The organism is Ferrimicrobium sp., from assembly GCA_022690815.1.
Classification (GTDB): Bacteria; Actinomycetota; Acidimicrobiia; order Acidimicrobiales; family Acidimicrobiaceae; genus Ferrimicrobium.
Window position 1 is genome coordinate 1 of sequence record JALCZJ010000002.1, and the last position, 21,395, is coordinate 21,395.

17 protein-coding genes and 2 tRNA genes are annotated in these 21,395 nt (G+C 57.4%); 11 read left to right on the forward strand and 8 right to left on the reverse strand.

Annotated elements, in window-relative coordinates; translation table 11 throughout:
* Window positions 1–137 precede the first annotated feature (137 nt).
* Both MP439_00740 and MP439_00745 read right to left on the reverse strand, forming a co-directional pair.
* Window positions 138–707 (reverse strand): TMEM165/GDT1 family protein, encoded by a 570-nt coding sequence (locus tag MP439_00740; protein MCI2974596.1) that lies wholly within the window; start codon window positions 705–707, stop codon window positions 138–140.
* Between the two features lie 807 nt (window positions 708–1,514).
* Window positions 1,515–1,601: transfer RNA gene (locus tag MP439_00745), tRNA-Leu, on the reverse strand.
* Between the two features lie 144 nt (window positions 1,602–1,745).
* On the opposite strand from MP439_00745, the gene MP439_00750 reads away from it, so the two are divergent.
* Genes MP439_00750 through pknB form a run of 5 tightly spaced genes read left to right on the forward strand, consistent with a single transcriptional unit; the run spans window position 1,746 to window position 7,485 of the window.
* The gene (locus MP439_00750) at window positions 1,746–2,366 is read left to right on the forward strand and encodes an FHA domain-containing protein (protein MCI2974597.1); all 621 of its coding nucleotides are present in this window, start codon (window positions 1,746–1,748) and stop codon (window positions 2,364–2,366) included.
* Window positions 2,367–2,369: 3 nt separating this feature from the next.
* Entirely contained in the window at window positions 2,370–2,858 is a 489-nt protein-coding gene (locus tag MP439_00755; GenBank protein MCI2974598.1) for an FHA domain-containing protein, read from the forward strand.
* Window positions 2,855–4,033, forward strand: coding sequence for a Stp1/IreP family PP2C-type Ser/Thr phosphatase (locus MP439_00760; protein ID MCI2974599.1), 1,179 nt, complete (start codon window positions 2,855–2,857; stop codon window positions 4,031–4,033). Before MP439_00755 ends, MP439_00760 begins: the two co-directional genes overlap by 4 nt.
* Window positions 4,030–5,502 (forward strand): penicillin-binding protein 2, encoded by a 1,473-nt coding sequence (locus MP439_00765; protein MCI2974600.1) that lies wholly within the window; start codon window positions 4,030–4,032, stop codon window positions 5,500–5,502. Before MP439_00760 ends, MP439_00765 begins: the two co-directional genes overlap by 4 nt.
* A 12-nt stretch (window positions 5,503–5,514) precedes the next feature.
* Window positions 5,515–7,485 (forward strand): Stk1 family PASTA domain-containing Ser/Thr kinase, encoded by a 1,971-nt coding sequence (gene pknB / locus MP439_00770; protein MCI2974601.1) that lies wholly within the window; start codon window positions 5,515–5,517, stop codon window positions 7,483–7,485.
* A 97-nt stretch (window positions 7,486–7,582) separates the two neighbouring features.
* Here pknB and MP439_00775 read toward each other — a convergent pair whose 3' ends face one another.
* Window positions 7,583–8,152: an aminodeoxychorismate/anthranilate synthase component II gene (locus MP439_00775; protein MCI2974602.1), complete on the reverse strand. Its 570-nt coding sequence runs from the start codon at window positions 8,150–8,152 to the stop codon at window positions 7,583–7,585.
* A 28-nt stretch (window positions 8,153–8,180) separates the two neighbouring features.
* Between MP439_00775 and MP439_00780 the strand changes: the two genes are divergently transcribed.
* A complete protein-coding gene (locus MP439_00780) occupies window positions 8,181–8,426 on the forward strand; it encodes a hypothetical protein (GenBank protein MCI2974603.1) in 246 nt (81 codons plus the stop codon).
* Window positions 8,427–8,679: 253 nt separating this feature from the next.
* On the opposite strand, the gene MP439_00785 is transcribed toward MP439_00780, so the two are convergent.
* Window positions 8,680–9,858: a thiolase family protein gene (locus tag MP439_00785; protein ID MCI2974604.1), complete on the reverse strand. Its 1,179-nt coding sequence runs from the start codon at window positions 9,856–9,858 to the stop codon at window positions 8,680–8,682.
* Window positions 9,859–9,946: 88 nt separating this feature from the next.
* On the reverse strand, window positions 9,947–11,749 hold the full coding sequence (gene ade, locus MP439_00790) for an adenine deaminase (GenBank protein ID MCI2974605.1): 1,803 nt from the start codon (window positions 11,747–11,749) through the stop codon (window positions 9,947–9,949).
* Between ade and MP439_00795 the strand changes: the two genes are divergently transcribed.
* Window positions 11,742–13,241, forward strand: coding sequence for a cytosine permease (locus MP439_00795; protein ID MCI2974606.1), 1,500 nt, complete (start codon window positions 11,742–11,744; stop codon window positions 13,239–13,241). The two genes, ade and MP439_00795, sit on opposite strands and share 8 nt — an antisense overlap.
* Window positions 13,242–13,501: 260 nt before the next feature.
* On the opposite strand, the gene MP439_00800 is transcribed toward MP439_00795, so the two are convergent.
* On the reverse strand, window positions 13,502–14,092 hold the full coding sequence (locus tag MP439_00800) for a hypothetical protein (GenBank protein MCI2974607.1): 591 nt from the start codon (window positions 14,090–14,092) through the stop codon (window positions 13,502–13,504).
* Window positions 14,093–14,273: 181 nt separating this feature from the next.
* Here MP439_00800 and MP439_00805 point away from each other — a divergent pair, with 181 nt between their 5' ends.
* From MP439_00805 to MP439_00820, 4 genes are all read left to right on the forward strand, one after another.
* A complete protein-coding gene (locus MP439_00805) occupies window positions 14,274–15,521 on the forward strand; it encodes an ATP phosphoribosyltransferase regulatory subunit (GenBank protein MCI2974608.1) in 1,248 nt (415 codons plus the stop codon).
* 219 nt (window positions 15,522–15,740) lie between these two features.
* A complete protein-coding gene (locus tag MP439_00810; GenBank protein ID MCI2974609.1) occupies window positions 15,741–17,957 on the forward strand; it encodes a S53 family peptidase in 2,217 nt (738 codons plus the stop codon).
* A 712-nt stretch (window positions 17,958–18,669) separates the two neighbouring features.
* Window positions 18,670–19,113: a hypothetical protein gene (locus MP439_00815; protein MCI2974610.1), complete on the forward strand. Its 444-nt coding sequence runs from the start codon at window positions 18,670–18,672 to the stop codon at window positions 19,111–19,113.
* The gene (locus MP439_00820) at window positions 19,088–20,191 is read left to right on the forward strand and encodes a transposase (protein ID MCI2974611.1); all 1,104 of its coding nucleotides are present in this window, start codon (window positions 19,088–19,090) and stop codon (window positions 20,189–20,191) included. Before MP439_00815 ends, MP439_00820 begins: the two co-directional genes overlap by 26 nt.
* Before the next feature lie 90 nt (window positions 20,192–20,281).
* Here the strand turns inward: MP439_00820 and MP439_00825 are convergent.
* Both MP439_00825 and pheA read right to left on the reverse strand, forming a co-directional pair.
* Window positions 20,282–20,368 (reverse strand) — tRNA-Ser (locus MP439_00825).
* Between the two features lie 58 nt (window positions 20,369–20,426).
* Entirely contained in the window at window positions 20,427–21,362 is a 936-nt protein-coding gene (gene pheA / locus MP439_00830; protein ID MCI2974612.1) for a prephenate dehydratase, read from the reverse strand.
* Window positions 21,363–21,395 lie beyond the last annotated feature (33 nt).

Genomic DNA, 21,395 nt, shown 5'->3' on the forward strand with positions numbered 1-21,395 from the left:
GAACTCACAACAACACAACGAGCGAATCAGGTACCCCGAGCAACACCTGATGTAACCAAGACCCCATCCCTAGGCACACACCAATCCCCCTCCCTCGAGGGGGATTGGTGTGTTGATGGGTCCAATCCACACCGTGGCTACATGCCGATCCCGGCGAAGGAGAGGCCAGCAAGGATGAGGATGATGAGGCCAGCCAGTGTGTAGAGCACGCGCTGCGAGAGGTGTTGGGTGAAGCGGGTGAGGGCGATGGCCGCCGTGAGCGAGATCCCCATCCCGAGCGTGGCGGCGAGCCCGACAAAGATCGGGGACCCAGTCGCTAGGGCAAAGCCTGCGGTCGTGGCCTGGGTGACGTCGCCAAGCTCGGCGAGGAAGAAAATCAGGAAGATCTTGGGCCAACTCGTCGTGCGTTGGTCAGGTTTGGCGTCCTCGTCCTCGGTGCGGAAGGCTTTGATGAGCAACAGGACCCCGATCACCGTCAACACGATGCCGACCACCACGTGAATCAGCGTCCCGCGCAGGATCAGTCGAATCGAGTTGGCGATGAACGCGACGAGAAAGGCCTCGATCCCGACTGCTGCGATGGCTGCTGACAAGGTGATAACGGGCCCATTACGTCGGCTGATCAGTACGGCGGCAACCATCGATTTGTCGGTGAGCTCGGCGGCGAGCGTGATGCCGAGGATGACGAGGAATTCGGTGATCGTCATGGCTGACAATCACCGAGGGGGTCGTTGTTGTACGGGGATGCATCGAGTACGGTCACAACTAAGAGCGTTGGTAAGCCGTCGGTCTTCTGACTTGATGGATGCATGCGCTGCGCTCATCCTCCCTCTTTGGCCTCAGTGACTGATCAAAGGGTCTTGATAACGATCGACTGCTGGGCAAATGGCTCTGTGTGGCAGCGATGCTGATACGGTCATCAGCGTAGTGTGAGACCAGCGAGCTGTAGACACTCTGGGCTAGTGCCGCTATCGCCACGTGATTTCATCTTGACCCGATTTGTCCTTTGAAACTGGTCGTTGGCCTGAGGTAGCCAGAGGTATTGGTCAGATGTGCGCTTGGGTGATGCGTTCAGGAGGTCACGTCCCGTGGGCCAGTGGTTACTCATGACGTCGGACACAAACGGCTTGGTCATGCCGCAGCCAGGGGCGTCGCTGGGCGGTTGATGAATTGACCTTGGGGAGGTTGGCCTCGAGCACTTTTGTTGCAACAATGAGGAGGCCTGACCTTTGCGATCGGGGTGCGATGAGCGTCGGCCCGCTATCGTTTGCGACCCAATGCTGGCGCACGTTGTGTTCAAAGAGGGCTCAGCAAGCCGTCATGGGATATGCCTTCAGTGAGATCGGCGTTTACGCAGAGAACTAACATCGGCGAGCTGGGACTGACTGGCCTGAGGTCACTCGATGGCCTGCTCAGTCAATGGATCGTCGGCAAAGCACGCTCCGTGGTTGGGTCGACACTGTCGTGGTTGGGCGCGAACGTAGTAGAGCTTAAGCGTGGTTGCGTTACTACGGTGGTGGGCGAGGGGGGACTTGAACCCCCACGAGGTTGCCCTCACAGGAACCTGAATCCTGCGCGTCTACCAATTCCGCCACTCGCCCGGAGCTCTCATCCTATCGTGGATACGAGCCATCTGCTATACTCCTTGAGTTATCCCGGTGAAAAGAAGGCTGGTTTCATCGATTCCTGGTTATAGTGCTAGTGGAGTGGGTCTCGAATCGTTCGAACGTAAGATCGCGGCTGTGGTGGAGTCAATCTTTGCCAAGGGAAGTCCGCGGGGAATTGAACCAGCTGAGCTGGGTCGTAGACTCGTGCGCGAGATCGAACGATCCAGTCGTGTCGGCGTGCGATCAAGCGTCGCCCCCAACGTCCTTACTGTTGGGTTATCCGTCGAGGACTTACGCGAGTTGAGTCCCCTACGCAATCGGGTGGAGAGCGAGCTGCGCGTGCTGGCCCAAGAGACCGTCGAGGGGGGTGACTACGAACTCCTTGGGCCGATCGATCTCCAGCTGATCGAAGACCCTGAGCTCAAGTCCGGGACGTTCTACATCGATTGCACATTTCGTGAGGAGCGTGGCTTTGGTGATCGGTGGGCGGTCGTGATGCCCGATGGCACGCCGGTCAAGCTCACGATCGGAACGCATGTCATCGGAAGGCTTGCGGGATCAGATATTTTTGTCGATGATCCTAGGGTCTCACGACGGCAGGCAGAAATTGTGGTCGACGAGGGCAGCATTACCGTCTTCGATTTAGGGTCTACGAACGGCACTTTTGTCAATGGCGCAAAGATTTCGAGGCCGACGGAGTTGAACCAAGGTGATGTCGTGACGGTCGGGACGACGGATCTCTCGGTACGCAAGGGTTAATCGATGCCGCTTCTGTTATTGAGCGCGTTAAAGTACGTGCTGATCGCCCTCATCTGGTTGTTTTTTCTCTTTGCCATGCGTGCGGTATGGCGAGAGACGAGGCGTCAGGCACGGACCACCGTCGCAACAAACCTCGTGTCCGTACCCATGAATGAACCAGTTTCCAAGCCCGTGAGTGTCGGCACCCATACCGATAAAACCTCAGGTAAGCTCCTCGTTTTAGAGGGGCCCTATGCCGGCCGTTCGTTCGTCTTCGAGACCCCGTCGGTGGTTGGACGCGACAAGGCGTGTTCGATCGCATTGGCTGAGGATAGTTTTGTGTCCCAACGTCATGCAGAGATTTATCTCGATCGTCGGCACTTGGTCGTTGCTGACCTGGGTTCAAGGAACGGAACGTTCGTCAACGGCGACTTGCTCGAAGCTCCGATGCGAGTCACGAAGGGCGATGTGATCCAGCTCGGCAAAACGGCGATGAAGGTCGTTGCCAAGTGAACGTGACCTACGCTGCGGCGACCGATACCGGCAGGGTACGTGCCCAGAATCAGGATCGTTTGTTTGCGGATGGCTCCGTCTTCATCGTTGCTGATGGCATGGGCGGCCATGCTGGCGGTAACGTTGCCGCTGAGGTAGCCGTTTCTGAGACGGTGGCTTCATTGAAGGCTGGGGACCACCCAGAGGTAGCAATCGATAACGCGAACCGATCGATCCTCGATCGCGCCCAACATGAGGTAGCGCTCGAGGGTATGGGCACGACGTTGACGATGGCGTTGGTCAATGCCGAGGAGTCGCGGGCGGACATCTTCAATGTGGGGGATTCTCGTGCCTACCTGCTACGCGATGGTGAACTCACCCAACTTACGAACGACCATACGTTTGTCCAGGAGTTGGTGGATGCTGGCTCGATCACCCGCGAGCAGGCGATGACCCATCGGGCTCGACACGTGCTGACGAGGGTGCTCGGCGTTGCCCTCGATGTCTCGCCTGACCACTTTCAGGTGCCGTTACAAGCTGGCGACGTCGTGCTTTTGTGTTCGGATGGCCTGATCAACGAGGTTTCCAACGATGAGATCGCTCGTGTGCTTGCAACCCAGAACCCCGAGGAAGCTGTCGACGCCCTCATACGCTCTGCCAATCAGCATGGAGGAAACGACAATATCACGGTCGTTGTCGTCAAGATCGATACACCCGGGCGTGGAGCAGTGCGATTAGAGGAACATTACCAAGAGCCGATGGAGGCTCCCCAGGTGGTTCCGGTCGGGGAACGAGCACTCAAGACCAACCGGATTCCATCACCGTTGCCAAACAGCATGACCCAACGTTCGGCGATCTCTCGTCCGCTGGTGAGAGCCGCGCTATTCCTCATCCTGCTGATTGTGTTTGCAGGTGTCGTCGTGTTTGCCATCGATCTCTATGTCCAGCACTCCTACTTTGTAACAGCATTGGATAATCGCGTTGCGATCTATCAGGGTCGGCAAGGAGGCGTGCTATGGTTCAGTCCCCATGTCGTCGACCTCACCAACATTCGTCTTGATCGGCTTGCCGAGGGCGTTCGGTCACAGATCCTTCACGGCATCAGCGAGGGGTCTCTCTCACAGGCAAAGCAGTTCGTGCATAATGCGACCCAACAGTTCTCATCCACCACCATCGCCTATGGAGGTGCGCTATGAGACGCAGGATTACCTTTGTCGGGGCTCTTTTCCTCTTGATCTTTGCGATCCTTTTCCTCCAGCTCAACGACCTTCAAATCGTGAAGGCCAGTAGCCTCTCTGATGCACCTGGCAATTATTCAGCCATCATCAAAGCATTTTCAACGCCCCGAGGGGAGATCCTCACGGCTAATGGCCAGGTGATGGCGATGTCGGTTCCATCGAGTTCGCAATACAAATACCAGCGTGTCTATCCCCATGGGTCTCTGTACTCGGATGTAACCGGTTACTATTCACTGATTTATGGAACCTCTGGCCTCGAGTACGAGTACAACCAATATCTTGAGGGCAAAGTCGCAACACCAAGCTCATTTTCGCAACTGCTCTCGAAAAGTTATACGACGGATTCGCTGGTAACGACTATCGACTCGAACCTGCAAGCGACTGCTTACAAGGCCCTCGGTGCGCTCAAGGGCGCGGTGGTTGCGCTCAATCCGAAGACGGGAGCAGTCCTCGCTATGGCGTCGAACCCGACGTACAATCCGGCGCCCCTCGCCTCCCCAAGTGGCACGGTGGAGGAGGATGCTTGGAAGAGTTACAACGCGAACCCTGAGCAGCCGCTCTTGAACCGGGCAATCTCACGGGCCTATCCTCCTGGATCAACCTTCAAGATCGTGACAACCTCTGCGATCTTCGATCACGATCCGAAGTTAGCGAGGGTTAACTTCCCACCCGTGGCCACGATCGCGCTTCCCGAAACGACCCATCACCTGCATAACTACGCTTACGAAGTGTGCGGTGGGGAGTTGCCCGCGTTGTTGGCAGTCTCCTGTGACACCGGCTTTGCCCAGATTGGATTGCGCCTTGGTGCGTCGAACCTGCATTCCGAGGCTGAGAATTTCGGCTTCAACCAGGTGCCCCCGATCGATTTACCTGGTGCCGCCGCATCAACCTTTCCACCGACCTCGTTCTTCTCGCAGAATCTTCCCCAACTCGCGTTTTCGGCCATCGGCCAGGGTGATGACCAGGCGACGGCGCTCCAAATGGCGCTGGTGGGTGCCGGTATCGCCAATGACGGCTCCATCATGGCCCCTCACCTGCTTTCACGGATCATCTCAAGTCAAGACTCCACGGTCTTGTCGTACCAGCCAAAGGTTTGGAAGGTGGCTACGTCCCCATCGACGGCGGCAAAAGTCGCACAGCTCATGGTCGGTGTCGTGAAGAACGGTACCGCCACAGGGATCGCCCTTCCTGGTATCGAGATCGCTGCCAAGACCGGAACGGCGCAGACGACCTTGACCCGGCACTCGAATATTGTCGGCCAATCCGATAACTGGATGGTGGCATTCGCTCCGGTGCAAGATCCAAAGATCGCCATCGCGGTGGTTGTCCCCAAACAGGCGGGCCTCTCGGCCAACCCCACCGGGGCACAATACGCAGGCCCAGTCGTTAAGGCGATGATTGCAGCAGCGTTAGGAGTCAAACCGTGAAAGCTGGCTTAGATGACTGAAAACCCACAGGGTCAAACCTTCGGGACTCGCTACCGTCCTGAACGACTCATCGCTCGAGGCGGTATGGCCGATGTGTATGAGGCGCGAGACCTTCTATTGGACCGGCTCGTGGCGCTCAAGGTACTTTTCCCTGAGCTCTCGACGAACCCAACCTTCGTGGAGCGCTTTCGGCGTGAGGCGCAGTCGGCTGCCGCCCTATCGCACCCAAATATCGTGTCGGTGTATGACTGGGGGCCAGCAAACTCGACATACTTCATCGCAATGGAGCTCGTGACAGGCTCAACGCTTGCCGATGTAATCCGAGAGTCTGGTATGGTCGCTCCAGGACGTGCGGCCGTTATCGGAGCAGACGTTGCATTGGCGCTCGCTTTTGCCCATCGACATGGGGTTGTGCATCGCGATATCAAGCCGTCGAACGTGCTGCTCACCGAGGATGGGATGGTCAAAGTCGCAGACTTCGGGATTGCGCGGGCGGTGACTAACGATGAGGACCTCACCCAGACTGGGGCCGTGCTCGGCACTGCCACCTACATCTCGCCAGAGCAGGCTCGCGGGGAGGATCTCGATGGACGAAGCGACGTCTACTCGCTCGGCATCGTGCTCTACGAGATGCTCACCGGTACCGCCCCGTTCCTCGCTGAGACCCCGATCGCCGTTGCCTACAAACACGTCACTGAGCGACCCGCAGCTCCGCGTTCGGTCAACCCTGCCATCCCGCCGGCCCTCGAGACGATCGTGTTGAAATGCCTCCAGAAGGATCGTGTCAATCGATACAGTGATGCCGGTGAACTTCGCTCTGATCTGCTCCGTTTTCTCGATGATCGCCCCATTCATGCCGGGACGGTCGAGATGGCAAGTGTTGTGGCCGCCGACGCCACCATCGTCGCCAAGCCGGTGACCAACACCGGGCCACGGACACAGTTCATCACGGCGATCGAATCCACCTCGTCGATTCCGGTGGTGAGCGCACCCCCGACCAAACGGCGCCACCGCGTATGGCCATGGGTCCTGCTCGTGATCGTGATCCTCCTCTTGGCGGGTGCAGGTGTTCTCTTTGGCAAGCGACTGCTTGCCTCGCAGGCTAAACCCAAACCGACAACGGTCGCCAGCGTCTTGGTACCGAACGTAACGGGAGCTGGTGAGCAAGGCGCCACCTCGGCGTTGAGCCGAGCTGGTTTGCAGTCAAATGTCGAGTTCAGGAATTCGTCTCAGTCATCGGGTACCGTCATCGGCGAGTCACCTCGGGGTGGATCACATGCCAAGAAGGGCTCAACGGTGACGCTGGTCGTCTCCAGTGGCCCTTCGGCAGTAACGGTACCGGACGTCAAAGGGCAGTCGTCGTCGAATGCGGAGTCGACGTTGCTCGCTAAAGGGTTCAACGTCTCGACCAACTACAAGCACGCATCGGCCTCGCAAGGCACCGTTATTGGCGAATCACCTAGTGCTGGTCAGTCGGTCGCGAAGGGCTCAACGGTTATCTTGACGGTCTCAAGCGGGCCATCGCAGTTGACCGTACCCAACGTCGCCGGTGAGAGCGTTGCCACAGCGTCGAACAAACTTGGTGCAGATGGGCTACAGGTGGGTACCGTCACCTATCAGGCCAGCTCCACCGTCGCTAACGGGGATGTAATATCGACCTCTCCCACGTCTGGGTCACAGGTTGCTCCCAATAGCTCGGTGAATTTGATCGTCTCGTCGGGGAGCACCACTGCTGTTCCCAATGTCGCTGGAGACACGGTGTCGGCGGCCACGACCGCACTACAGAATGCCGGGTTTACGGTCGCTTCGCAGAACCAATACCAGTCCAGTTCGACGGTCGCCAGTGGCGACGTCATTGGGACGACCCCTGCCGCTGGGACACAGGAGCCAGCCGGTACCTCGATCACCCTAACGGTCTCGAGCGGTTCGTCCCCGAGCGGTCCGAGCGCGCCAGGCTCCGGATCACCACCAGCCGCAGGTTAGTCAATCCCTGCCGCCCTCAACGGCTTGAAGTTGGTCACAAGTCGTTGGGCGCGAAGTGCTCGATTATGAGTAGCTGGTAGAGAATGGTCGCCCGGGGTTATTGATCGAGGAAGTTGCCGATCATGCGTAGTCCATCGTCCGAGAGGATGGACTCAGGGTGGAACTGGACACCCTCGATAGGGAGCGATCGATGGCGTAGCCCCATGATGACCCCGTCGTTGGTGCGACTCGTGACAAGTAGGTCCTCGGGAACGGTTGTGGGATCGACAACCAACGAGTGATAACGGGTGACGGTTACATGGGGGGCCAGTCCCCGGTAGACGCCAGCCCCGTCGTGGGTGATTACTGACGTTCTCCCATGCATCACCGTCCTGGCCCGGATGACGTTGGCACCAAAAAACTCACCTATGAGTTGGTGCCCTAAGCAGACGCCGAGTATTGGGGTGTCTGGCCGGCTGTTGAGGACGGCGATACCACCGAGTGATGTGGAGGGTTGTCCCGGTCCAGGTGAGATGATGATCGCGTCTGGCGAACCGATCAAGCTGGGATCTCGGGCGATCAAATCCTGTCTGATCACCCTAGGGCTCCCCCCTAGCTCACCAACGTATTGGGCGAGATTGTAGACGAACGAATCGAAGTTGTCGATGACGAGGACGTTGTGGAGCATCCCCACCATCGTAGCTACACTAGGAGGCGTGGCTCGCCAGAAAAAGTCAAAGCACCCCCAGGGAGGCCGGTATACGCCACCGAAACCTCGGCCCGAGGAGTCCAAGAGCAACCTGATCTATCTGATCCTGTTTATCGGGTTGGGGCTCGCGGGTGCGTTGATGATCATCCTCAACTTTTTGTTGGTGCTGCCGGGATCGCAAAGTGGCTGGTACACCATCGGAGGTTTGGTGCTGCTGGCAGGCTGTTTCTACGCAGCGACAAAATATCATTGACGGGGCATACGCAGTGATATCGACTATCCATGTCCCTCAACGGTTGGGATGCGAAAACACGATGATGGTTGTGTACCTCGCGTTATTCGGATCTCGCGCCACTAACTGGGTTCGTCTCAACAGTGGAAGGACGAGCGAACGAGGGGTGCTTGGCAATTGCGGGCGCCCCTCGGTCGCCGTGGCGCGTTAAAAGTTGTAGCGGCCATGGGCCGACAAAATACGTCGACACATCAGCCTTGTGCTTGGTCGCCGGTTAACCTAAGCGCTCGATGATGTAGGCATTAGCCATGCCGCCACCTTCACACATCGTCTGGAGCCCGTAACGCCCACCAGTGCGCTCGAGTTCGTTGACGAGGGTGGCGAGCAACCGAGTTCCTGACGCTCCCAAGGGATGCCCAAGGGCGATGGCTCCTCCGTTGACGTTGACCCGATCGGGGTCGGGACGAAGTTCGTGTTCCCAGGCAAGGACAACCGAGGCAAAGGCCTCATTGATCTCGATCAGATCGATCTGATCGAGGGTGAGCTTGGCGTTGTCGAGCACCCGTTCGGTGGCGGGGATGGGGGCTGTCAACATCATGATGGGGTCGGCCCCGACCACGGTGAAGGAGACAAAACGTGCGCGAGGGGTGAGTTCGAGTTGGGCAGCTCGCTCGCCGCTCATGATGAGCGCTGCTGAGGCACCGTCGGTAATCTGTGAGGAGTTGCCAGCGGTGATCTTGCCATCTTCCTTGAAGGCCGGTCTGAGACCGCCCAGTGCCTCAAGGGTTGTGTTAGGGCGGATTCCCTCGTCGACGTCAAGGATGGTGCCCACAGGGTTGCCATTGGCATCTTTGATCTCGATCGCCAGGAGTTCGTTCTTGAATCTCCCATCGTTCGTCGCTTGGGCAGCACGTTGCTGGCTTCGAAGGGCATACTGATCCAGATCGTCGCGGCTTAACCCCCATTTTTCGGCGATCAGCTCGGCGGAGAGTCCTTGATGAATTAGGCCACCGCGGTCCTGGTAACGTGCCCCAAGGATTGGACCAAAGGGGACCCCGGGACCCTGTCCCATGGACGATCCCATCGGCACTCGGCTCATAGACTCTACGCCACCGGCGATAACGATGTCAGCAGCGCCAGCGAGGATGGCCTGAGCCCCAAATGCAGCCGCCTGCTGGGACGAACCGCACTGACGGTCGACGGTGGTGCCGGGGACCGATTCTGGAAGATGGGCAGCAAGGGCTGCGTTCCTGGCAATGTTGGCTGACTGCTCGCCTACTTGACTCACGCATCCAAAGATAACATCGTCGATCTGGGCGGGGTCGAACGCATTACGTTCGAGCAATCCTTGGATGGCGAAAGCCGCCAAGTCAACGGCGTGCCATCCTGTGAGGCTCCCGTTGCGCTTGCCTCCCGGCGTGCGAACGACATCGACGATAACAGCATCTCGCATGGCTGATCCTTTCATTCCTTATAGGTCCACTGTAGCTGCATGAGTCCATGCGTGCATGGCACCAGTCCTAGCGACGTCGAGGTTGCTCTCAGTCGACGACGAGTGGCGTTATTCGAAAACTTTCGACATCGATCAGGCCCTGGTCGGTTAGCTTGAGCGACGGTATGACCGATAGCCCGAGGAACGAAAGGGTCATGAACGGTGCCTCAAGCTCAGAGCCGAGGGCCGTCCGAATGGTGTCGTGGGTGCTCGCGACCTGTTGGCCCAGGATGTCGGCACCGATGTTGTTCATCAAGCCAGCGATTGGCAGCGCCACCTCGGCAATGATCTTGCCATCGAGGCAAACGACCTGACCACCGCCGATCGAGGCGACATAGTTGGCAGCGGTTGCCATGTCTTGGCGGCCCTGCTCGGAATTGGCGCCGACGATCATGAGATTGTGGGCGTCATGAGCAACCGTTGAGGCGATCGCTCCCCGACGGAGACCGAAGCCCAGCAGGTAACCATGCCCACTGCGTCCAGTTGCGTGGTGTCGCTCGATGACGGTGAGCTGGTTGAGGGCTGGGTCATCGTCAACGAACGTGACCAACCGGGATTTGGTGGCGAGCGAATGTTCCACAACCTCGATGGCCCGAATCGTTTGGCCCGCTTGCACCGAGGTCGCAAACGAGTCTGCATCCAGCGCTGATGGCAGATGCACGGAGTTCAGTAGAGCTTTGGGTGGTGGCATCTGACGAAGCGGAATCACCATGGAGCCCTTACGGGCTACGATTGTGCCTCTTTGTACGACCATGTCCGGCATAAGGTGATCCATTGAGGCGTAGATATTGAGGTCTGCCTGATATCCAGGCGCCACAATGCCAAGGTGTCGAAAGCCGTGGTACTCCGCCGCGTTGAGGGTCGCCATCACCAGCGCGTCTTCGAGGGAGATGCCAGCGTCGCGGGCAACGTCGATGCAATGATTGACGTGCCCACGTGAGACGATGAGGTCGGGTTCTCGGTCGTCACTGCAGAGTGCGACGCGACTCGTTCCGGCCTCGATGACCGTTTGAGCGAGGGTAGCGAGATTTTGACTCGCCGATCCGTGACGCAGAAAGACCCACATTCCCTTTCGTCGTTTTTCGACGACCTCTTCGTAGGTGAACATCTCGTGATCTGATTCGATCCCTGCACATAGATAGGCGTCGAGGTCGTGACTGGTGAGCCCAGGTGCATGCCCATCGACGCGTGCATGACCAGCGGCCGCGATTTTGGCTAGTAGCTCCGGATCCCCTGCAATGACGCCGGGGAAGTTCATCACCTCGGCCAGGCCGATGCCGTTCGCATCAGCGAGCAACCAACGGATGTCGTCGAGGTCGAACGTCGCGCCAGGGCTCTCGAACCTCGAGGCAGGCACGCATGACGAGGCCGAGAATCCAAAGGTGAACGGCAGGCCGCGGGCGGCTTCGATCATGGCGCTGACGCCTATGTGTCCCATCACGTTTGCCATTTCGTGTGGATCGTTGGCGACGGCGGTCGTTCCCCATGGGAGCACCGCGGCCACGAAGTCTGGAATCCAGAGTTTGGTCGACTCAATATGCATGTGGGCATCGATGAAGCTCGGCGTAGCCCAGGCACCATCGAGGTCGAGTACTTCGATGGCGTCACGGGCTCCCCACCCGATCACCGTGCCGTCTGCGATGGCGACATCGGTGGTAAGCCACTCCTTGGTGGTGGGTACAAACAGGCGTAGTCCGCGCAGTAATAGATCGGCTGGGAGGTCGCCTCGCGCCTTTGCGATGAGGTCCCCAGAGTGGCGGCGGTAGCTTTCGAACACTGTTTTAGTGTAGTTGGGGCTAAATGACCATACGAGGTTGTTGAGGTTCATCAAGGCGTCACCGATCTTGACCACAAGATCCGGTACGCTGGTGTCGGCATTGGTTGGGGGTTCTGGTCTGGAGGGTGTCGTGAAGAAAGCGTTGGAGGTACCTGTCGCCGAGGCAGGAACGCTCATCGAGACGAGGGGGATCGATTTCGTTCCCGAAGCCGAGCGATGGGCTCGCCCTCGTGACCTGTTTTGGATGTGGGCGGGGGCTCTCTTCAACGTCGAATACGTGGTCTACGGCGCCCTCGCGATGAGCTTTGGCCTTTCGTTTGCTCAGGCAGTTGGGATTATCTTGATCGGCAACCTCTCATTTTTCCTTCTTGGTCTCACCAGTCTGCAGGGGCCGGATGCCGGGACGACCACCTTCACGATCAACCGGGCGGCCTTTGGTCCAAATGGCTCCAAGTTGTTGTCGCTGTTTAACTGGTTGACCCAAGTCGGCTTTGAGACCGAGGGCCTTGCCTTGATTGTGCTCGCAGCGATTGCGCTGTTTCACCAGGGTGGTATCGACGCTGGCACCGGGCTCAAGATCGTCTTCATCCTCATCGCGGCGATGATCCAATTGATCCTGCCCCTGTTTGGCCACGGTGCCATCCTCCGCACCATGCGAATCTTGTCGGTTCCATTTCTTATCCTGTTCGCCCTGATGGCCGGCCTCTCGGTGGGCAAGCTGAATGTGCATTCAGTGGCGCACGGAGCGAGCTGGCAGGTGATGTTTGCTGTTCTCGCGGTCATCATTTCGGCATCTGGACTCGGTTGGACAGAGAACGGAAATGACTTTTCACGTTATCTTCCTAAGACCGCTTCCAAGCCCAAGACGGTGATCTGGGTATTTCTCGGAACAGCGATCCCCTCGATACTTCTGATGGTCTTGGGGGCGGCAATCTTTACGTTTGTGCCGAGTGCAACCAACCCGATTAGCGGGTTGCCGCACGCCTTCCCTGCGTGGTTCTTAACGCCCTATCTGTTGATCGCGATACTGCAACTATTCGCCATCAACAGCCTGGATCTCTACTCTTCTGGGGTGACGCTTCAGGCGCTTGGGCTCAAGCTCACCCGCCTGCAGGCGGTAGTTCTGGACACCGTGATCTGCGCGGCCCTCACGGCTTATGCCACCTTCTCGAATAGCTTCAATACGTTGCTTGGCGACTTCGTCCTCTTCATCATCGTCTGGGTTGCTCCATGGACGGCGATCTACCTCACGGACTGGCTCCTCCGCCGGCGTCGATACGACGCCGAAGCGTTGCACGCCGAGAGGGGGGGTCTGTATTGGTCCAAGAACGGCGTACACTGGCCCGCCATCATCGCCCAGGTGCTCGGCATGCTCGCTTCGCTGGCCGCTATCAACACCACGATCTTCGTCGGGCCCCTGTCGAAGGCAAGCGGAGGAGCCGACTTCTCAGTTTTCACCGGCATTATCGTCGCTGGCGTCGTCTACTGGCTCCTCGCTCACAACTCAGTCCGAGTTCAGCCGTCGGCGGACGCCCGTTCTGATGCGTTCGACGATAGCACCGCATGATTTCACGGCACCCCGACGCGGGCGTTCACGGGCGTAGCCATTAAAGGGCATGTCCATGGATGGTCTAGCATCGTCATCTGAACACGATCGGCTCTGGCTTGATCGGCTCTGGCTGGAACTGGCATGGGCTTAATGACTGGGGCTTGCAGAGTCTGATTGTGACAGGTCTGATTGTGACAGGTCTGATTGTGACAGGTCTGCTTGTGACAGGTCTGCTTGTGACAGGTCTGCTTGTGACAGGTCTGCTTGTGACCCAGCGACTACCAGCCGCTGGCTGATTTCGACGACGAACTCGAACTCGATGAGGTGGTCGAGGCGTAGGTGGAGCCTCCACCGGAGGAGGTAATCGGCTTGCCGGATGGGCTAATCACGTACCAATAACCGCCAAAGGCGTTGATGCCTTCGCCAGTGATTTGGTGTGGACCACTATCGCTCGCAAAGGTGTACAGAGGATGTCCATCGTAGGTGACCTGCTTCTGGCCGTTGGATCGGGTGATTGTTCCCACGAGTTTGGACGATGCTCCCCCGGAGACCGAAGGCGTGCCGGTTACGGGAGGCCACGCTTTGGCACAGGCTCCGGTGCAGTTTGATTTGCCCTTGGTATCCGCGGTGAAGATGTAGTAGGTCTGTCCGGCCTTCGAGGTGAGGATGGTGCCATATCCCGATGAACTCGACGTGGCTACGGTTGCGCCTGTGCTGACCGTGGATGCGTTGGAACTCTTGGTCGACGTGCTAGACGCTGTCGACTTGGTCGAATTCGATGACGAACTCGTCGTGGAACTTGACGAGCCACACGCCGCCAATGTCAAACCAGCAAGACCTAAACTCACGACCGCTAATCGAATGTTCATCGTTACTTCCTCCCCTAGTGCCATTTTCAATGGCCGTGGTGACCATCTCAACGCTTGACCCAACAAGGTCAGCCGGTTTCTATTCCTCATGAAACATCGCGAAGGGACGCGATTGCTCAGAGGTGCCTTAGGATTTGTGGGGTAGGAGGTAATTATGCAAGCTCCTCGCCCTATGAGAGGAATGAGAGATATCCTGCCCGGTGAAGCCGGTGTCAGGTTGCACACACTGCAGGTCATTCGCGATGCCTACCGTCAGCATGGGTTCTTTGAGATTGAGACCCCCATCGTCGAGACGATGGAGACGTTGACGAGTTCTGGTGCAGGCGAGAATGAGAAGCTGATGTTCAAGGTCTTAAAACGTGGCGAACGGCTCGATGCCGCGCTCGGGGGATCTGAGGATGATCTCGTCGATGCGGCCCTGCGTTTTGATCTCACCGTGCCACTTGCTCGCTTCTATTCGATCAACCAGTCAAAGCTTCCCAAACCGTTTTATGCCATGCAACTCGGTCCAGTGTTTCGGGCGGAGCGGCCACAACGCGGGCGCTTTCGCCAGTTCATGCAAACCGACATCGATGTATTGGGGGATTCGAGCTATCTCGCCGAGGTGCAGCTGTTAATCGCAGCCACCTCGGCGTTGCACAAGATCGGGCTTGAGGGCTTTGAGATTCATCTCAATGATCGCAGGATTCTGGAGTCTATTCTCCACAAGCTCGAGATCCCTGATGATCGTCACATGGCGGCGATGATCGCGCTCGACAAGCTCGATAAACAGAGTGTGCCCGACGTGATTGCTGACTTGGAGTCCAAGGGGATCGAGGGTGATCGCGGTAGACAGCTGGTAAACGTGCTTGGACAACTCAGCGATGCGTCGAACCTCAAGGCCCTTACCGATCTCGGCGTTCCCAAGGAGCTCAGCGCTAATCTGGGGTTGATTCAACAGCATGTGGGGACATCGGTACGAGATGTTCCGGTTGTCTTTGATCCCTTGATCGTCCGAGGGATCGGCTATTACACCTCGACGGTCTACGAGATTGTCCACCCTCGGTGGGCTGGTTCCATCGGTGGCGGTGGACGCTACGATCAGTTGTTGACACGCTTTGGGGCCGAAGCTCCGGCCTGTGGCGTTTCATTGGGGTTTGAGCGGGTCGTTGGACTCGTTGAGGAGCTGGGTCTCTTGCGTGCGACTGGGTCACGCAGACTGACCGTAATTTTTGAACCGGACCATCAGATCGCCGAGGCGCTGAGCAAAGCGCGCTATTTTCGTCGTGAGGGCTTTCTCGTCACGCTTTTGGCGCACCAGAGTGGCGCTCGCTCGCCAATGAAGCGCCTCGCGCTCGCTGCTGAAGAGCTCAAGGCTGAGGGGTCGGTCGATAGTTTTTACTACTTCACCGTCGGAGCCGATGAGGCCCCCAGACTCCTAATGCAGTGATTTCAATTGACATTAGGCCACCTCTAGGTGCGATGATGTCCAGCTGAGGGGTCGACTGTACGTAGACATAGAACGACTGGCAAAGAAATTTGCGGGTTTTTCTCGTTACGCCTACACGGCGCCACTATGTTCTGATATAGTTGATCCTGCGTCAGTTCGACGTCTGCTCGAATTCAATTGTGATTCGGGCGCCTGTAAGCTACCTGTAAGGGGGAGTAGATGCGAAAGAGATTGGTTCGTCACGCGGTGACTCTGGGAGCAGTGGGTGCGTTGGGCCTTACAACGATGGCGATGGCGTCACCGGCAGCGTCGTTGACCGCTGCGCAGGCTCCGGTGCCGAAGGTTAGTGTACCTGGCGGACTTGCGCCAGCAATTGCCGCCAAGGCGAAGCCGATGGGTACGACGGCTGGCTCGACCCAAATGCGGGTTTCCTTCATTCTCACAGGCCGGGATATCACAGCGCTTGAGAACAAGGTTGATGTGGGCTGGAAGGGCGCCTACCTGACGCCAGCGCAGTTTGCGCGGCAATACGGCCAGACCCCTCACTATGTTAACGAGCTCATCGCTTATCTTAAGTCATTTGGCATCCATGCCCAAGTCATGGCTGATATGCTTGATGTTACGTCGCAGGGCACGGCGGCACAATATCAGAACGCACTTTCGGTGCTGTTCAACAACTACGAGGTTCCAGCATCAGCGGTGGCGCCGGCAGGCGCTCAGGCCGGTCCGAGTCAAGTCCAGCATGTCTTTGCTACGCCAGATAACCCGCGGCTTCCTGCAAACCTCGCGGGTAATATCGAGGCTGTACTTGGCTTGACAAACTACGCTCCATATGAGTCGCTTTCGATTCCAGGTAAGCCAGAAGCTACACCAGGAACAGCGAATGCAAGTGGCACCACGATTCCAACAGGGACAGCGAAGAGCTCGCAGCTCCCCCAGGCATTTGAAGAGGACTATCATCTAACCCCTCTACTGAAGGCTGGTGACAAGGGCCAGGGTCAGACCATGGGAATTGTCACACTGGCCAGTGTTGACCCCAGTGTTCCTAGGTATTTTTGGGAAAGCGTGGCCCATATCGCGGCGCTGCCACATCGACTCACGTTGGTGAATGTGGACGGTGGTGCAGGTCCGGTGAGCCTCAGCAGCGGGTCCGACGAGACGACCATCGATGTCGAACAATCGGGGACGATTGCACCGAAGGCCAAGATCGTCGTCTATCAGGCCCCGAACACCGATTACGGCTTCGTCGACGCTTTCTATAAGGGTGCGAGTCAGAATATCGCTGGTTCGCTGTCAGCGAGCTGGGGCGAGTCAGAGACGGCAATCCAATTCTCCGTTGCTGCCGCTCAGGAGTCTCCGGGTTATGCCGCGGCCTTTAACCAGGCGTTCCTCGAGTCGGCGGCACAGGGACAGTCGGACTTCGTTGCCTCGGGCGATCAAGGCGCCTATGATCCGACAGGCGACATCGGGACTTACAACCTTGGTGTTGATAGCCCAGAGGACTCTCCATATGTGACCTCAGTTGGTGGTACGACGTTGGCGGGAAGCCAGGTCTATCCCATCACGAAGACCACGAAGTCAGGCAAGGTTGTGACCACCGGGTATGAAGAGGTCAACATTCCCAAACAGCTGACGTGGGGCTGGGACTATCTGTGGCCGATGTACAGGGCGTTGGGTGCGAAGTCGGAGCAGGCTGCGGCCGCGGGGACTATCGTTGGTTCCGGTGGTGGCTATAGCGTGCTCTTTAGCAACCCGTCGTATCAGAATGGGATCGGTGCGGACACTTTCTCTGATTATGAGTTCATCAACCCGACCGATTATCAAGAGATTCCACCGACCAACTTGAGTCTTCCGACGGGCTTTAAGTTGAACCCGAAGCCGACCCTAAGCACCGGGATCAATGCCGGTTTCCGAGCGACGCCGGATGTGGCTTTCAACGCCGATCCTCAGACTGGCTATGTTGCCTATGATCCACAGTTCAAAAAGCCGTATGGGTCAGCCCTTGTTGACTTCGGTGGTACGAGCTTCATTGGGCCGCAGCTCAATGGCGTGACGGCAGACTACGAGAGTGCGCTTGGGCACCGGATTGGCTTCTGGAATCCGAACATCTATTCGTTCGCAGAGTCGACTCACTCCCCGTTCCATCCGTTGGATTCGAATTTTGTCTACAGCGGGCCCAGTTACTATTCTGGCGAGAACAACGGGCATTTGCTGACGATATCGGGCGAGTTCACCAACACGAACGACTACTACACCGGCACTCCTGGGGCGATTTACAACCCGGGATCTGGCCTAGGGTACGCTAATCTCTCGAAGTTGTATGATGACTTTGCGGCAACGACGGGGGTCGCAAGTGGACCTAGCGGAACGGGTGCGCCCTTGACGCCTAGCGCGCCCTTGACGCCTAGCGCGCCCTTGACACCTGGGGCGAAGTGATAACAAGGTAGTAACTTGTTTTCTTCATGAACGAGGGGTCGCGCGAGGAAACTCGTGCGACCCCTCGGTGTTTTGGTCTTGCTTGGCAGGTTTGGGCGATACTGCGAGCCTAGCCCGACTTTCGCAATTCCTTCCCGAATTCATGTCCAGCCTGTGGATATCTAGGGGTGTGAAGGTTTTATCCACAGGGGTATTGTAGAGTTTGGGCGGATGGAATGCTAGGTTTGGTTATATGTGGTTGTTCGTGTAGTGTCCTAAGAATGTAGATAGTCGGTATTATTGGCACGATCCGTGTGCATCCACTGGTAGCGTCTGTCCTACGTATATCAGGGCCGTCGATACCAAGACCAAGACGGGAAAGAACTACACCAAGTATCAGTTGATCGAGTCCTATCGAAGTGAGAAGGTGCCGAGACAGCGCATCATCTTGACTCTTACCGATTTTTATCTCAATAAGCCTCTTTGGCCTGCCCTAGCGAGAGCCTTCAGTGAACGCCTGAGTGGAGTAAAGTCCATCTTTGCCGAGGATGAGAGGATCAAGCCCTACCTTTAGGCCATCCTCGCCAAGTTAAGTGTCAGGTCAGAGATTGGCTTTGCTGATGTTACCCGCGATGAGAGCGCTGACTATGCGCGCATCGATCTAGCAACTGCTAACCACACCAAGGTAAGAACCCTTGGGCCTGAGCTGATCGGCGATCACTTGCAGGATCTGTTGGGCTTCGAAAGGATGCTTGGACTCGCTGGTCTCAAAGAGCGTGACCTTGGTCTTGCCAAAGCGGTGATACTGGCTCGTCTCATTCACCCAGGTTCTGACCGTCGCACCCATCGGGTCATCGTTTCGAACTCCTCAATTGCTGAGCTGTGTGCGATCGATGTCGCCAAACTCGCCAAGGACCGGGTCTTTAGGGTAGCGGATGCGCTCTATCAGGGTAAGGGGGTGAACGAGTGGGAGCTCTTTCGCTCTGAGAGGACCCTCTTTCCAACCAAGGAGACCCTCTTTCTCTTTGACTTGACCAATACCTACTTCGAGGGTAGCGCCAGGGTCAACACCCTGGCCAAGTACGGCCGATCCATTGGTCCAGAGTTACGCGAATCGTTGGTCCAGGGATATAAGAAAAGTCAGTCCACTCGTGGCACTGGCTCTCGCCGTCGATGATCGGGGCCTACCGGTCTACTCCGAGATCTATGAGGGCAATGTCGCAGAGCCAAGGGCCTTGGCTCAAGTACTGACTCATCTTGGTGCGTTGGGCAAGGACGATCTCTTTACCCCCACGGTCGTCATGGACCGAGGAATTGCAACGACTGAGAACATCGTCCTGTGTGTAACGCGCAACCTCGACTACGTCGTCATCGAACGGGCGAGGCGATCTCGGTTGTACCAAGAACACTTCGCCTCCCCGGAGGGCTTTAGCGAGCACACCGATGCCAATGGATCCTCTTTCAGGCTCAAGAAGTTAACCCAAGGAGAGCGAAGCGTCGTCCTTTGCTCCTCAGTTGGGAGACTCGACAAAGAACGTGGGATCACCACCCAAGCCGAGGAGAGGTTCCAAGCTGATGCTAGCCGCTTGACGAACTCAATCGCCAAAGGGTTGATCCAGCGGACCCAGCTCATCTCAGAGAGGATCGGTCGCATCAAGGCCAAGTACCCAAAGATCGCCAACCACTATGACTTTGTTCTTGCATATAGCGAGGACCAGGGTAAGGTCATCAACCGGCGTCGAGTCGACCGGGTGATGAGTCTCACTATCGAGCCAAAGCCCACCAAGAGTCGAGACGAGTCCCTCCTTGGTGCCTATGTGGTCGAGACGATCCACAACCACTTCGATGAAGATGCGATCTGGGGTCTGTACATGACCCTTACCCAGGTCGAGAATGCCTTTCGGTCCCTAAAGAGCGATCTTGGCCTTCGTCCTATCTATCACCAGTTAGCCGCAAGATGCGCGGCCCATCTGTTCATCTCCGTCCTTGCCTATCATCTGCTCTCAGCCATTGAGCTGACGTTACGCACTCAAGGTGACAAACGAAGCTGGCAAACCATCAAGGAAGAGGTCGCTACTCACGTGAGGAGTACCCTCATGCTCACCAACGACCAAGGGGTGGTGACCCACCTTCGCGTCTTCTCTGTTCCAGAGCCAACCCACCGTGAGATCTCGCCCTCTTGGGTGTCAGAGATCCCTCAAAGAGAATCAAGAGCACTGCGGCCCATTTGTAGGGTCCAAGCCAAACCCTACTAGCTCATCTACCTGGGGAGATGTGAGGTTGTTGCGCAAGTTGGGCTAGAAGCGTAGCCTGCAAACGCGCCCACTGGCTGCGAGGAAGGGAGGTGGCGGAGGGAGTAGGATTCGAACCCACGAGGCTTTTGGCCCAAAGCATTTCAAGTGCTTCGCATTCGTCCGCTCTGCCATCCCTCCGCGTGAGAGAATATCCTAGAGCCTGCACACCCATGGCGAGGCTGTTCACCTCTGGTGGTTATGAGGCGTCAGGGGGTTCGATCTGAGCTAGCAGCTCGTTAATCAGTGGGTCGGTTGTCGTCGCTGGTTCACGTCGTGGTTCGAGGTTGACGAAGGTCGGGTACGAGCCTAGGAACTTGACATGACCGAGGTAACGGTTGAGGTCACCAATGACCTCCTGGACGCGTGGTTCGGCAATGTGGCCAGCCAAGTCAATGGCAAAGCAGTAGATTCCTATGCCGGTCTTTGTGGGTCGAGACTCCAATTTGGTTAAGTTAATCCCTCGTGAGGCGATCTCGGCGAGGATGGAGAGCAGGGAGCCAGGCCGATCCTCAACCTGGAAGCAGACGAGGCTCGTTTTGTCGTTGCCGGTTGGCTGAGGGATCCGATCGTTGTTCAGGAGCAGAAAGCGGGTGGAGTTGGCGCTGTGGTCATCGATGTCAGCGATGAGGACGTCGAGGCCATAGAGTTGTGCGGCTCGTTTGGGTCCGATCGCAGCGATTGTCGTCGAGTCGGTTTGCGCAACCAGGTGAACCGCCTCCGCTGTGGAGTTTGTGTGCTCAAGCTGGGCGTTGGGTAGCCGTTCGCGGAGAAAGCGACCGACTTGAGCAAGCGCATGGGCATAGGAGTAGACGGTTTCGATCTTGTCGAGATGCGTCCCTTGGGCAGCGATCAGTTGCTGGCGCACTGGCAGAATGAATTCGGCATAGATCTGGAGTCGGAAACGGAAGATGAGCGCGTCAAGGGTTGGTGTTACCGTACCTTCGATCGAGTTCTCGATGGGGACGAACCCGTATTCGCAAGCGCCCGACGCGACGTCGGCCAAGACTTCTTCGATGGTTGCCCGGGCTATGCCTTCATAGGCTCGATCGCCCATAAATTCGATCAGAGCCTCTTCCGTGAAGGTCCCGGCTGGCCCAAGATAAGAGATGCACGATGGGGTGGATTCATCCATAAGAGGAGACTAGCGGTCCATGACATGCCCGGT